This window comes from Bacteroidales bacterium (assembly GCA_035353855.1).
Taxonomy (GTDB): domain Bacteria; phylum Bacteroidota; class Bacteroidia; order Bacteroidales; family CG2-30-32-10; genus DAOQAK01.
In genome coordinates this window covers 1-15,064 of the sequence record DAOQAK010000052.1, presented here as the reverse complement: position 1 = coordinate 15,064, position 15,064 = coordinate 1, and the positions used below count along the sequence as shown (strand labels likewise).

The 15,064-nt window shown below is 29.4% G+C and carries 11 protein-coding genes; all 11 read right to left on the bottom strand.

The genetic code is table 11. The features are described 5' to 3' along the window. Nucleotides 1–28: 28 nt before the first annotated feature. A complete protein-coding gene (locus tag PKK00_12455) occupies nt 29–1,333 on the bottom strand; it encodes an HlyD family efflux transporter periplasmic adaptor subunit (GenBank protein ID HNW99212.1) in 1,305 nt (434 codons plus the stop codon). 137 nt (nt 1,334–1,470) lie between these two features. Then, nucleotides 1,471–1,890 carry a GxxExxY protein gene (locus PKK00_12450; GenBank protein ID HNW99211.1) on the bottom strand — a complete coding sequence of 140 codons (420 nt, stop codon included), beginning with the start codon at nt 1,888–1,890 and terminating at the stop codon, nt 1,471–1,473. Between the two features lie 80 nt (nt 1,891–1,970). Further along, nucleotides 1,971–4,157 carry a peptidase domain-containing ABC transporter gene (locus PKK00_12445; GenBank protein ID HNW99210.1) on the bottom strand — a complete coding sequence of 729 codons (2,187 nt, stop codon included), beginning with the start codon at nt 4,155–4,157 and terminating at the stop codon, nt 1,971–1,973. A gap of 93 nt (nt 4,158–4,250) precedes the next feature. Beyond that, nucleotides 4,251–5,360, bottom strand: coding sequence for a grasp-with-spasm system SPASM domain peptide maturase (gwsS, locus tag PKK00_12440; protein HNW99209.1), 1,110 nt, complete (start codon nt 5,358–5,360; stop codon nt 4,251–4,253). Nucleotides 5,361–5,533: 173 nt separating this feature from the next. Next, a complete protein-coding gene (gene gwsG, locus PKK00_12435) occupies nt 5,534–6,520 on the bottom strand; it encodes a grasp-with-spasm system ATP-grasp peptide maturase (protein ID HNW99208.1) in 987 nt (328 codons plus the stop codon). Beyond that, nucleotides 6,511–7,398 carry a hypothetical protein gene (locus tag PKK00_12430; GenBank protein ID HNW99207.1) on the bottom strand — a complete coding sequence of 296 codons (888 nt, stop codon included), beginning with the start codon at nt 7,396–7,398 and terminating at the stop codon, nt 6,511–6,513. The genes gwsG and PKK00_12430 overlap by 10 nt, the downstream gene beginning before the upstream one ends. A gap of 82 nt (nt 7,399–7,480) precedes the next feature. Further along, on the bottom strand, nt 7,481–7,678 hold the full coding sequence (locus tag PKK00_12425; GenBank protein ID HNW99206.1) for a hypothetical protein: 198 nt from the start codon (nt 7,676–7,678) through the stop codon (nt 7,481–7,483). 226 nt (nt 7,679–7,904) lie between these two features. Further along, entirely contained in the window at nt 7,905–11,054 is a 3,150-nt protein-coding gene (locus tag PKK00_12420; GenBank protein ID HNW99205.1) for a lantibiotic dehydratase, read from the bottom strand. Between the two features lie 9 nt (nt 11,055–11,063). Beyond that, nucleotides 11,064–12,260, bottom strand: a complete 1,197-nt coding sequence (locus PKK00_12415; GenBank protein ID HNW99204.1) for a lanthionine synthetase C family protein — start codon at nt 12,258–12,260, stop codon at nt 11,064–11,066. Continuing rightward, nucleotides 12,260–13,450, bottom strand: coding sequence for an erythromycin esterase family protein (locus PKK00_12410; protein ID HNW99203.1), 1,191 nt, complete (start codon nt 13,448–13,450; stop codon nt 12,260–12,262). Before PKK00_12410 ends, PKK00_12415 begins: the two co-directional genes overlap by 1 nt. Before the next feature lie 526 nt (nt 13,451–13,976). Next, the gene (locus PKK00_12405; GenBank protein HNW99202.1) at nt 13,977–14,204 is read right to left on the bottom strand and encodes a class I lanthipeptide; all 228 of its coding nucleotides are present in this window, start codon (nt 14,202–14,204) and stop codon (nt 13,977–13,979) included. Nucleotides 14,205–15,064: the final 860 nt, after the last annotated feature.

The following is a 15,064-nucleotide window of genomic DNA, read 5'->3' as shown; positions in this document are numbered from 1 at the left end:
AGTTATGAATTTTATAAAAAGCTTAGAATCACTGCTTTTTCAATAAAGATTTTATAGGATTAAAAAACCGTTCAATTAATCTCAGGTCATCTGTAATGATTTCAGCCTGACCCTGCATTTCCTGACCAAACTCTAATTGTTTTCCGTAATTGGTTTTTAACCCTTCCGAAAATTCAACTTCAGCAATGTATGAATTATCTGTAGGTACAAGCGAAATAGATTTAATTTTTCCTTCCACCATTCCATATTCCATGTATGGGTAATTAGCAAGTTTAATATTTACTTTTTGCCCGACTTTAACTTTACCTGAACCATCAACAGGAATAGTAAGCTTTCCAAGTATTTTACTTTTTTCTTTTGGAATTACAGTAAGTACTTTATCACCGGAAGTAACATTCTGATTTTCGCTCCATATTTTAGTAAATGTAACTATACCGTCAATAGGCGATTTCAGTATATACGTTTGCTCCCAAAGTTTTATTTGAGTTTGAAGATTATCGAATGATTCGTTTAATGAAAGTTCATAAGATTTCTTTTTTTCTGCATAATCCTGTTCAAGTTCAAGTATGCTTTGTTCAAGCTGGCTTATCGAAATAAGCGTATTATCAAGCGTTGCAGAAGAACTTACAACGGAATATTTATTTTCGAGTAAGGTAGTTTTTGATTTTTCAAAATCTGCCAGTGCGATTGTTTTTTCAGAGAATAATGAAGAATCGCGGTTAAACTGGCTTCCTCCAATATTTAATTTTTGCTGCATAATATCTTGCTGACTCACCAGTTTAGCATACATCTGCTTATACTTTATAATCTGCTCCTGTATTGATGCAATTTTTTTATGCTGATAATCTTTATCAATAAAATTTTTATAATCTTCCAAATCTTTTCTGAAGGAAGAGAAATATGTTTGAAGGTCGCCCAGTGAATATGATTTTTCAATATTTATGGTTTTAATTTTTTCAATATCAAAATCTGAAATAAATGACTTTAATGAATCGAGCTTTTCGCTAACTTCTTTCACATGCCTGTCGTTGGCAGGATTTTCAATTACTGCGATATATTCATTCTTTTTTATTTCCTGATTGTCATTTACAATAATATCAGTGATTTTCCCACTGGTCTTAGCCACTATGGTTGCAGGAACATTCTCCGATGTAATAACAACTGTTGATGTAATAATATCAGGGTATTTAAAGAACCAGCTTCCAATGAATATCAAAGCGATTACAGAAAAAATAATTGTAATGCCACGACTGATTATCCAGTTTGGTGCCTTGCCAAGAATTTCTTCAATCTCTTCGCTTCTAATTTCAATATTTTTAAATTCTTCTTCCATAATTTAATGTTGACGCAGATTGACACAAATTCTAACTGATTTATCCGTGTTTCTCAGCGTAAATCAGCGTCTATATTTTATTATATTAATTATATTGACGCAGATTAACACGGATGTTACTGATTTTATCCGTGTTTTCAGCGTTCATCAGCGTCTATATTCTTAATAGCATTTTTATACTCCTCTGTTAATACTCTTCTTTTATACTGAGGTTTTGGTCCAAAATTTAATAACAAACCAACTTCAATATTTGTTGCCTTTAAATAATTCACAAGCTGTACTTCATGTTCCGAAATAATGTTTTCAACTGCTTTCAATTCAATGATTACTTTTTCTTCAACAATAATATCTGCAAAGTAATCTCCTACAAGTTTATTTTTATATTCAACTTTTACCGGAGTTTGATTATCTGCATTCAGTCCAAGTATTTGTAGTTCATACAACATTGCTCTTTCGTAAACTTTTTCAAGAAAACCATATCCCAATTCATTATAAACATTGAAAAACGCTTTAATAATTTTCCCTGTAATATCTTCGTGTAATAAAACTTGTTTCATCTCATATAGTTGACGCGGATTGACACGAAATTTAACTGATTTATCAGTGTTTTTCAGCGTTCATCAGCGTCTAATTTATATTAATTCCCCAATTCCAATTGATTTTTAACTAATTTAAAATATTCGCCTTTTAATGCAGTAAGTTCAATATGCGTTCCCTGTTCAACAATTTTTCCTTTATCTAAAACAACAATATTATCGGCATTTTTCACCGTACTTAACCGATGTGCCACCACAACCACTGTTTTCCCCTGAAAGAATTTCTCAAGGTTATTCATGATGACCATTTCATTATTTGCATCTAATGCATTTGTTGCTTCATCAAAGAAAATATAATCCGGGTTTTTATAAACTGCACGAGCAATAAGTAATCGTTGCTTTTGCCCTTGGCTTAATCCATGACCATCAGAACCAATTTTAGTGTTATACCCTAAAGGCAACGCCTCCACGAATTCCTGAATATTCGCCACTTTCACAGCATGCAGCAGTTTTTGTTTGTCAATATTTTCTTCGCTGATTGAAATATTTTTTGCAATAGTATCCGAAAAAATAAATCCATCCTGCATTACCGCCCCACATTTCTGTCGCCACATTTTAGCGCTGAAATTTTCAAGTTTAATATCACCAACTCGTATTTCACCTTTTACCGGGGGATAAAATCCCAACAGAAGTTTTACAAGTGTTGTTTTACCACTTCCACTCATTCCAACCACTGCTGTTATTTTTCCTTCAGGAATTTTTAAATCCACATTTTCTAAAACCATTTCAGAATGTGGTCCTTCGTATTGGAAGCAAAGCTTATCTATATTGATACTTTTATTTTCAGGCATGATAGAAATTTTTGCATCGTCAGGATTTTCTTCATCTTCCTTATTATGTATCTCACCAAGTCGCTCCAGACTAATCTTTGCATCCTGAGCTGCCTGTATAAATGTTATCATTTGCTCAATAGGGCTGTTCAACTGCCCAATGATGTATTGCACTGCCAGCATCATACCAAGAGTTATACTCCCATCAATCACAGCTTTTGCAGCGATAAATGAAATGACAATATTTTTTGTTTCATTTATAAATACTGAACCAGCCTGCTGCCATTGTGTAAGTGCAAGTCCTTTAATATTTACTCTAAATAGTCGAGCTTGTATATGTTCCCAATCCCAGCGTTTTTGTTTTTCGCAATTGTTTAGTTTTATTTCCTGCATGCCGGTAATCAGTTGAATGATGTTGCTCTGATTATCGCTCATTTGCGCAAAACGTTTAAAATCCAACTCTCGCCTACGTTTCAGGAATATCCATATCCACAATGTATACAAAACACTTCCTGCTAAAAAAATCAAAAATATTTTCAAACTGTAAATCGCAAGAACAACACTAAATATAACAAGGTTCACCATCGAAAACAAAATGCTCAGCGTTGATGAAGTAAGAAAAGATTCGATGCGATGGTTGTCGCTTATACGCTGCATAATATCACCTATCATTTTTGTATCGAAAAAACGGATAGGTAATTTCATCAGCTTGGTTAGAAAATCGGAAATAAGTGAAATATTTATTCTTGTTCCCAGATGCAGTAATATCCATCCACGTATAAACTCCACTGTTGAACGGCTTATAATCAAAACTAACTGTGCAATCAATACAAGATATATAAACCCTATATTCTTGTTGCTTATACCCACATCCACCACCGACTGCGTAAGGAAAGGAAATATAAGTTGTAATAAACTTCCCAACAATAACCCGAGGAAAAGCTGAATAATGAATTTTCGGTATGGCTTTAAATATGAAAAGAGAAAGCGGAAACCTGACTTATTTATTTTTTCATCATCTTGAGTATAAAATTCAGGAGTAGGTTCCAGAAGTAATGCAATGCCTTTATCTTCATTCTCGGTTTTAGTGCTAAGCCAGCCGTCAAGAAATTCTTTTTCGGTGTATTTAACTAATCCATGCGCTGGATCCGAAACAAAAACCTCATGATTTTTTATTTTATATACTACAACAAAATGCCGTTGTTTCCAATGCACTATGCATGGCAAAGGCGCTTCCTCCGAAAGTTTTTTAAAATCGATACGAACGCCTATAGTGTGCAACCCAATATTTTCGGCAGCATCACTTATACCCAACAACGAAACACCTTCGCGAGTTATAAAACATTTTTCCCTCAACCCCTGCAATGTATATGTTTTACCATAGTATTTGGCAATCATGCGCAAACACGATGGACCGCAGTCCATTGCATCAAGTTGTTTATAAAAGGGAAAAGACATTTATTGATTTGAGATTTATGAATTATGATTTTTGATTTTTAAATTTAGAATTATGATTTATAAAAAGTGTTTAAAGTTAATATTTTTTTACTATCATAAAATTTGGTTATTCAATTTATTTACTTTTCGTTTATCAACAACGAAACTATATTTCGTGTATTTTCCGCATTCTTCAACCGGAACATAACCTTCTTCTCCTTTCCATTTAGCAATGTATGGGTTATAAGTGCATTTGACGGGTTGTGAAAAAATATTTTCAGGTTTTTTTATAAATACGCGACAATCGGTACACATATATCGAAACTCACAGTCTTTGCAAACATCAATTTTGTCTTTATTTACAAACCACAAATCTTTAAAGCCTGATTTTTCAACTGCATCTGCAAGTGTTGTATCTTTTATATTGCCGAAGCTTTCTTGCATTGAAGGACAATTTTTTATTTCCCCATTTATGTCAATACATACCTTGCGGTTTAGACAGGTGTTGAATTGTAGTGCCTCTGTATAAAAAGACATGTTAATAATCATGTGTTGTTTACTAATTAACCCACAACTGCAACATATATTTTCTTTTTTATATAATATTTCTTTTTTATTTTCAAAATAATTTGTTGATTTTGAAAAAGGTGCTGAAAAAACAATAATTTTATTTATTCTTGCAAATTGTTTTATTAAATCCTGATAAGGAAAATCAACATATTTTATTATAAGTTCAATGATTTCTACATTACTTTTTTCAAAAACCAGTAATATACTTTTTAATTTATCTAACGAAATCTCACTCAATATTCTTAACTGTACAACTTCACAAATTAATTTATCAATTTGATAAACAAAGTCCTTTAATGTATTCGTTGTTGTATTATTATTAACCTCTATAATTGCATTTGTGATGTATGAAGGATTTTCAAAAATAAAGTTTAAAGGAGGGAATAATGCAAATTCATCTTCAGAACAAAAAAACAAATAATCCTTTGACTTTAAAAATGAGAAATACTCATCAATTATTTCTTTTTCTATATCATTTTTACAATATTTTAATTTTATATCATCTATAGTACATCCATCACAGTCTAACATAATTTCGTAAAGTGAATTTGGTATGTAATCTGCATCTTGCCTTTGTATATCGTAAATGATACTCCTGGAATAACCCTTTATAGGAATACAATTTGTAAAGAATTTGATTATATTTCTTTTCATTTTATAGGTGTAATTGATTTATAAAAAGGAGATTGATTTGCAATCATTCTGTTTCTTTTCTTTATCTCGATATAATCATTGTTATAGTAGCCTTTGTTTTCAATAATAAATCTATAAAAAATGGGAAATATATTTAAGTTGTTTTTAATTTTATCATTAAAATCAATCATACTTTATTTTTTATTAATTAAAAATTCACTAATTACTTTTCCTAAATTATAGTTACATGGAATAGAAACCATCTCATATTGACCTATAGGATTTATTTCCAAAAAATAATATTTTTTATCACTTGTATAAATAATATCAATAGACGCAGTGTTAAGTTTAAGCATGTTTAGTAATTTAATCAATTTCTCACTAATTTTAGTTGGTAAAATAATGGGAATACAACGATTCGGTTTTTTAAAATTATAATTCCTGAAATCTGTTTTTGTTTGGTCGTCTAATTGAGAAAAAATAGCCATCGAATAAAAAGAACTATTAATATAAAATGTCCTTATTTCAAATAACTTTTTAATTTTTTCTTGAATTAATGAAGGAAAAAAAGAGTCACTACTTTTTTTAAAATCATTTTCATTAATGTCATTTGTTAAGTTATGATAAGATAATTGGGTGTCATTTCTTTTAAAATTCATCAATAGTCCTGATTGAATCCCTTTAGTGATAAATTTATTCTTTTTTACTAAATTTAAAAGATTATCTTTATCTGTAACAATATGTGTTTTGGGAATTAATAATCCAAGTTGTTTTGCAAGTTTAAGTGTTATTATTTTATTTGTATCACCAATAAAAAAATTCCCTAAAAAATTCTTCTTTTCAAAAGAATGAAAAACATATTGAATTAAAGTCATCCACTCTTTCGTTAAATGTGCATTTATTCTTTTATTGATTTTATTATCTTGCATTATGTTTTTCCTAATATCAAAATTTAAATAACCTCGTCTATACCAAATAGAATCTATATCTTTATATTTAATTTCAATTTTTCTTTTCTCATCTTGAAACATCAGTAAATATTCATCGTTGTTAATATCAATAGTTATTTTTTTAATTACTGATTCAGGAGTAATTACAATAAATTTCACATTATACCTGTTAAGCCAGTTTAATACAACTCCTGTACTATAATCTTTTTTTTCTGTTATTATTAGTACCATTTTAATGTAAAGAAAAAAAGTCCATTCGATTTTTTTTGCAATTTTTTTAATTTAATTGTTTGTTCAACATTAGGAATAGCATATTCTATTCTATTATCATTTATTTCATCAAGATTAATGTTCTTATAATTCTTTTTCAACATCTCAGGATATAAAAATTCAGTCTTTTCACCCCATTGAGTTGGTCTTGTTATGCAATAAAAAAAATCTGTTCTATTTAATTTCCCTTCAATGTATAGTCTTTTTATCAGCTCCTTATCTTTATCAAGCATATAATGATATGTAATAATTGATAATTTTATATATGTTTCCCATCCTAAAGATTCTTCACCAATCTTACCATTTGTCAAATAAGGTCGAAGATATAAATAATTTAAACTATCTGTTTCAACACATTTTTTTTGCCATACTAAATCAAACTTTTTTGTTCGTATGCGGATATTTTGATCAATCAAATACAAACTATCCACAAGTTTAATCATTGAACTATCTCTTTTTATTTTATTTTTCTTTTTTAATTCGGTATACTTAATTGTATTATAATAGGTCCAATCCGTTTTATTATTAAAATATTTTTTCAGTCTCTTATTTAAGGGCATACCTCTTATAGAAGCACTGTCAATATAATTTCTTGCTAGTGCTTTATTGTTTAAAAGATATTCGGCATATGCAGCATTTTTAAAATCAGAAGCAAACGCATAAGGCACATTTGAGAAGGCTTTTTGATAATAGTATAAAGATGAATCAGGCTTGCATTCAATTAGAAACAATTCTGCTTTTAGAATGGGTTTATAATAATTTTCAATGTAGTTAATGTTTTGGGGAAACGATAATGTATAGATAAAAAATAAAGGAAGATAGCAGATTATTTTTTTCATTTTTTCTTGTTATTATAAATTTTATGCAAAAATAACTGGCTCATTTTATAGATAGCCAGTTATTTTCTTTTATTAAAAATATTTACCACCAAATACCAAGAAAATGGTGATAATAAATAGTTCCGTCATCAGCTTTATAATCTCCAATAACATGACCATTATTTGGCGTTGAAGTATTAGCTTTTTTTTCTGTTGAATCATCACCTCCAGTCAGTGAAATTAATTCATTCTTTGATAATTTTTTAAATTTTTTGCTTTTTAGGCTTTCAAAATTTTTCATAGTTATATATTTTATTGTTGCTTACTCTCTTATTTTAAATGGTTTTTTCAGCTTATTCCCATTACTATTGTCGACATAGTTTTGTAAATATTTTTTTAATTATATACTTAAGTCACATATAAGAATGAAATTAATATTGCCTTCAAACATTTGATAATAATTATTTTATTATTACCAATATTTTCATCAATTATAAAAGAAATTAAGGTATCCTTTATTAATTATTTCATGTCGAGGTTTTCTCCCTCGCAATTTCTGATTCATAATATTTAAGTAAAAAAGTATAAATAACCAATTCATGCAAACGTTGTTTTGATTTGAACAAACGGTTACACAACATATGAATGTAACTTCCCATTAGGTTATCTATGGGAACCTGTAAAGTATTATTCTCTTTTAATTTTAATATTTCTTCTACTATTGGTTTTATTGAATTTGATTTTTCAATTATATAATCGATTAATGGTTTCATTTCATTTGCTTCATCTTTCGACCTATCAAGCACTTCATTTACCAGCGAACGTTCTTTTCTATACTTCTGCCCAAGATGTGCTTTAGCATCTTTATTCATATTAAATTCTCTGTTAAATCCTTCAGATAACAAATGCAACAATTCTTTTTTTTGCATCATGTCAAATTTAAAATCATCGAGCAGAGTATCAATTGCACGTACACAAAATAACCAGCGGTATGTTTCGCCCTGGTCACCTTCAATCATATCAAGCATTTTTACAATCATACTGCTATCGTGAAAAAATAATGATTCCGCTAAATCAATACTGTTATATCCATATCTTTCCAATTCGCGATTATATGTATCAGTCTGCACTTTCCATGTCAGGTTCATATTTATAAAATCAGAATTATATTCATGTAATTTTGCAATTACTGATGAATAAAAATTTTCTTTAGTTCCATGGAATCTTATTCTTATGTGTAGTTTTGGATCAGCGTAGCGAATAAAAAACCATTTATCAATAATTTGTTCCTGTATTAATTCTTCAGTTAAAGGCTTAATAATATTTGTAAGAAAAAGGTCTGAAGTTTTAGAACCCATATAAAATTTAAAATACAGCCATCTGTCGCCAGTTGTATAAGTACGTTGAATATTTATTTCATTATTATTTTGTTTTACTTCCTTTTGTCTTTCTTTAATTTCCGGTTGTTTAATTTCCTTAATTTTATAAAAAGGAATAATAACCTGATTAGCAAAACTACCTTCTTCGCTTTTTACAACAGATGTTTCGGAATCAAAAATAAATTCAATAAGTTTAATAGATTGACGTTTTTTTATTGCATCTATAAAAGTTTTTACACATAAAATATTTTCTAAATCAATTACCAGTTCATTGTCACCATCAGCAAGTGCAATATAACGGGGCATTTTAAATTTTTCTCGCCATTCATTAATTATGTTGAGTAAATTATTTTCTTCATATTTTAATAATTTTTCAAAATCTTCTTTACGTAGATTCCATTGAGCTAATGATAATATCACATTTTGGTAACAAACTCGTGGAAGAAAAGTAAATTCATTTTGCAGAACACCCCAGCTAAATCCCACGCCACCCCTGCTATTCTGCATTTGTAAATCGCATAAAAAATGATAAATTGGCAACGAATTATATGAGTAATTATGGGCTGTAGATAAACGAGGAATTATTTCCTTATTCAGTTTCCTGGAACGCAAGAATATTTTATTACTACGTACTGACAACATCAAATCATTAAGTGATATTTGATGCTCTTTATCAACATTCGCTTTAGCAAGAAACGGGATTTCATACTCTCGTAAAGCCGGCCTTAATAAAATATTTCCTGTACGTGATTCAGGCAAATGAACTATTTCGGCATAAATAACATCAGGGTTCAAAGATTTTTCCTTTTCTGTAATTTTTCTTGTCATCTGGTAAATAGATTCACCTGAATGACAAAAACGCCCTAAAAGATTTGCTGCACTTGAACCACCCACTGAAGAAATATATATTTTGTCATGGTATAATTGAACCATTGCACTTATAGTATCCGGCAAATCATCAAAATCATTTTTAAATATTTCTAATTCTTTATCAGAAATATTTACTTCATACGAATCTGTTTTATGTGCTTCAAGATATTTTTTTAACAAGAATGATTGAATGGAATTCCATTGTATTTCAGCATTACCACTATTTACCGATGGGGTTCCAATATCATCTACCAACGGAGCTATATCACCTAATCCAACCGAACCTTGCAAATAACCAATTCCGGTTTCATTATCCAATGCCAGAACCAAAGGAACTTCTTTGTCTTCATAGCGTTCATAAAATGCTTCACAAAATTGTGTTAAATTGTTTTTTGCCTGTTGTAAAGTAAATTTATTCATCACAGCAATACCTTTCAAAACATCATCTGCAAAAGAGTTATCGAGCGAAACGGATTCAGCAGGTTTTACCATATCGGTTTGAAACAATAAATTTAACTCATATTCCGTTTTAAGTTTTTTCAGGTTCTCTGCAATATTATAATAATTCAAAACATCAACGCCCAATTGACTTTCATCAATTTTCTCGATTGCATTTTTTGTTTCAGAAAGTATATTTTTTATTTCATCAATTCCTTCAATCTTTTCAAGAACCTTCAATAATTGTTGAAGAAATTCAGGGCCGGTAATTGCAGGTTCTAATTCACTCACTAATATTTGACTTGATATTAACTCATTAATAAAATCGGTTGCCTCATCAATATTTATTTCATCATCAACCAGACTTTCTGCTAATACTTTTATCTCTGCTCCATTTTCAGCTATTGACAATATTTTCCGTAAGTAATCGGAATCATCAACAGCAACCAAGTGATGAAGCCTTTTTTTATTTACATAACGATATTCAACGTACCTGATTTTATTGCCATATTTATAGATACTGCTATTAGGAAAGAATTTAATTTTATCTTTTATTATTGAATGATTTGATAAGTTTTGCGCTAATGCACAAAGATAGTGCATATCAAGACGTGTATGACTTTTATAATTTCCACAAGATTGAAGAAAAAAATTACGAACATCATATGTTTCTTTCCATTCCCCAACAGTACATCCTGCAAATAATCCGAACGGTGTGCAACGCGTTGACATACGCAATAGGTAACGCATTAAAGAATATACAATTCTTCTTTCTTCTTTTTTTTCTTTAATATTTCCATTAAGCCATTTTATACATTCGCTATGCAATACCGGCGAAGCAAGAAAAATAGCTTCACCAATTACAGGGTTTTGAAAAAGGTTTTTTAATTTTTCTTCTGTAAATTCTTCAATAGTTTGTAAAGGAAGTAACGGCGTGCGAATTAAAAAATTTGAAAAAGACTGATATTGTTTTTTAATTTCATCAAGCATAACAGAAGATTATGAAAGTAATAAACACTCATCCCAATTGGGAGCTTCTTTTGAAATAGATGATAATAAAACAAGACCCATTCCTGCAATTCCTTCGAGTAGTCCAAATTCTTTTACCCATCCTTTGTCAGGACCATGATATGCTTTATATCCCGACAAGCCATCTTCAAATTTCGCCATATATAGCGCCTCATTTATCCAATAATCAGATGCCTTGCTAAAAATTTCTATACCAGTATTAAAAAACATTCTTCTAAAAATATGCGATATTCCAAATGCTCCATGACATATACCTGCATCTATAATAGAATTCATTAATAATTCTTTACGTTTTGAAGCATGAATAAAGATATCGATAGATTTTTTAATCCATTTTTCATTTGAAAGTTGATTTCCTAATATATACAATGAATTTGCAATACCTAAATCTCCATAACACCATGCCAGCCTTGACCCACGTTTGTGAAAATTATCAGAAGGAAATATTGATAAAGAGTCCTCTAATTCATGATTTAAAATACAATTCACTCCTTCCTCGATTATGTGAATTATTTTTTTATCTTTTGTAACACAGAAAGCTTTCCCAAACAACAATAAAATTCCTGGGAGACCATGAGCCAACCCAAAATTCACAAACTTATCTGGAACAAAAATTTCTGGATTATTTTTTTTATACGTATCATCAATCCAATATCTATAGTTATTTTCATTATACGAAAGTTTAATAGCTTTATCAATAATATTTGAAACTTCGCTTTTACATAATTGATTATCAGATAAAGTTGCAAAATATAATAAAGTTCCTAAACCTCCATGCAAATAATCATAATTTTTATACTGAGACATTGAATGAATTGCAAATTGATATATTAAGTTATTTAATTCTACATTATTTTCTTCAGATTCAAATAAATTAATCTTTGATAAATAATTTACCAACCATCCCACACCTGAAATTCCTGAACAAAAAGTAAATGAGGGATATTCTTTGTTGTTAAATCCATTGTAAATTAATTGAAAATACAACGCCGTTTTATTTATAACATCTTCTTCACGAGAAATTTTATATTTTTCCGCCAAAAATAAGCACACACCACCTAAGCCGCTCAAAACCCCAAAATCAGTTTCTTCTTTATAATCAAGCGATATAAGCGTGTTATATATTTTTTCAATTTCAAATAATATTCTTTCTTTATCTAAATTCATTATTTAAGTTTTGTTATTGCATGAACATTTTTAACCATGATAATACCATCGTAGTGATCAGCCGGCACCATTTTATATCGTTGAAAACAATAACTTACAGTTTTAATTTTTTTCTTAAACATCCAGTTATTTTCAACCGATTTATTTTGCGATAAAAAATCACAAAACGATATATCATATCCGGTACAATTAAAAATTGCACCTAACGAATTACGCTTATTCGCACTAATGGTGCATAACGGACCATAATTACCAGTTTGCCCCTGAAATGCATAAATACCCATCACATATGATTTTTCCCAAATAGAATCCTGAAGATATTGCCCCATGCTTCCATAATATTTTTTCTTGTCTTTAAATGCAGGATTAAATTTTGCAATATGCTCATTATGCGCCAGTATAATTACTTTCTCCTTAGGATACATATTTTTGATAAGCCATAAAAAATTTGCAGCCATTAATGAATCGCGCATTGGGGATGAAATGTTTGGCATTCGCTCCATCCAATCAGCCCTGGTTTTGATGCTTTTGTAAATACATTTAGCAAAAGATGACAGGGTATCGTAACCTGAGATACCAGTAATTGCATTATTCCATTTTTTTGCGAGCGTATGTGCATCTATTGAATTTTGTGCATTCACACAAAATAATGAATCATCATTTAAAATAGAATCTGTAATTTTAAAGTAATATCGAACAGCGGGTGAAAATATAGCTGTATTTGATAGTTGCACATCAAAACCTGTCGTGACTATATCATTTTTTCTTAAATATTTTACGAGTTCACACATTTCCATACATGGAAAATATCCCAAATACAACATTAGGCTATCAATGGAAAGTGCTTGATCTTTTTGGATATTAAAAAATGTAGTTGTATTCAAATCATTTTCAAATGCAATAATTTTAAATCCCATTTGCTCATGTAAAAATTTTATTAATCGGGTTCGAAGTTTGAAAAATTCTGCAACTTCATGAGAACTTTCTCCAATAAACAAGTATTGTTTATCTTTTAATAGTTGTTTTAAAAAAACAAGGTCTGAAAAATCTTCACTATCAAAACTTTTAATCTCACACGCTACATTTTGAATAGAATTTTCCCATTTGGGGTTAACTTTTAATACAGACTTCTGGGCACTGCATGTAACGGATATTAAAAGTATAGATACTGAAATTAAAAAAGTTTTCATCTATATATTTTTTAAGTCGTTAATAATAATTGAATTTATTTCGTTCTGTTGGGATAGTATCTTTTAATTTTTGTGCATCAAACAAAAGCAAACCCTGTTTTACGACAATGGTTGGTGCTTAATCATTGAATAAAGCCAATTTCATATAAAAGATATCAATCAATATTCCTCTATAAAAATGCAGGCTTTTTGTTTTCTTCAGTTTGCGTAATTTCAAATATCAATCCTAATTCCTTCCGCTGTGCACCATTCACTATCATGCCAAAGGACTCTTGAATGCGTCAACTCTCTTATTTCTTATTTTGTACCACTATGCCTGAGTCGCTACTATTATGTGCTAACAGAAATCGATTTCACATCCGCATTTTATATACAAATGGATTTAACTGTTGTAATGTCATCACTCGATTGTTTGCACAATGCTAAATATTCATCACAGTTGGCATACCTTCGTTTATGGATATTTCATATAAATTATTAAAATAAGTTGGCTAAGTATACTTAGCCAACTTATTTTAATAATTTATTAGCATCTAATGCATCTTGTTTGTTGACATGTAATGACACCAGGTTTTGACCAGTTAGGACAAGTGTCAGCGCAACCAGTTTGGCAACAAGATTTGGGTTTATTAGAAGGATCACAACTCCATAAAGAAAATGTTGCTTTATTGTCCCCACCTCCAAAAATCATATTAAGGTTTGTCACAGTCTCTTTATTTAAATTTAATTTTTTGTTTAATTTTACTTTTTTCATTGTTTTTATTTTTTAATTATCCTGTAGCTCCAAAAGGACTAATTGATTTTTAATGTTTGCATTTGGTTTTAAACTGCGCGCTAAATATTGTTTATTCCCAGTGCAAACTTCAAAAAACGGGAGCTTTGCAAATTATGCATTACGCTTTTTGTTTTATGATATATAGAAGTTTGAATCCATTTTTTTAAAATGTAAATATGTTATTTTTGACTATTAACACACAGGGATATATGGTTTAAAGACAATTTGTCGTTATTGGGGGTGCACAGTTTGCACATTTTGAATAACATGTTAAACTATGTACTCCGCCTCCTTTTATATTTATTAAATTAGCTTCGTTTAATTTTGTAATGGCTTCTTTATTCAAAGAAAGTTTCTTGTTAAATTTTACTTTTTTCATAGTATTAAAAAAATTAATTGTCCGCCTACTCTCTTTTTTAAAATGGTTTTTTCAGCTTATTCCCATTACAATTGTCGACATTGTATCTTAATAATTCTGTATTATGAAGGATGCAGACCTGCTAACGTGCTCCGGTTTTTATTATATATAAGTACTTTTCACAAACCTAATTGTTTTATTAAACGACAAATTTATTTAATTATTGCAGTATTTAATATTTTGTACAATTACATATTTATCGATAACTTAATAACTATATTTTGCATAATTCAAATGTTTTCAATACATTCATAATACTAACTATAATAAATTTAAAATATTTAATAGATATAATTTAATTTTTACTGACATATAAAAGCATGAATTCGATATAGCATTTATAATATTTCGCTAATAAACAACTTTATTTAGAGCCTGTTTAAATTTTTTTCAAAAGAATTTTTATAGCAGCAATTTTAAC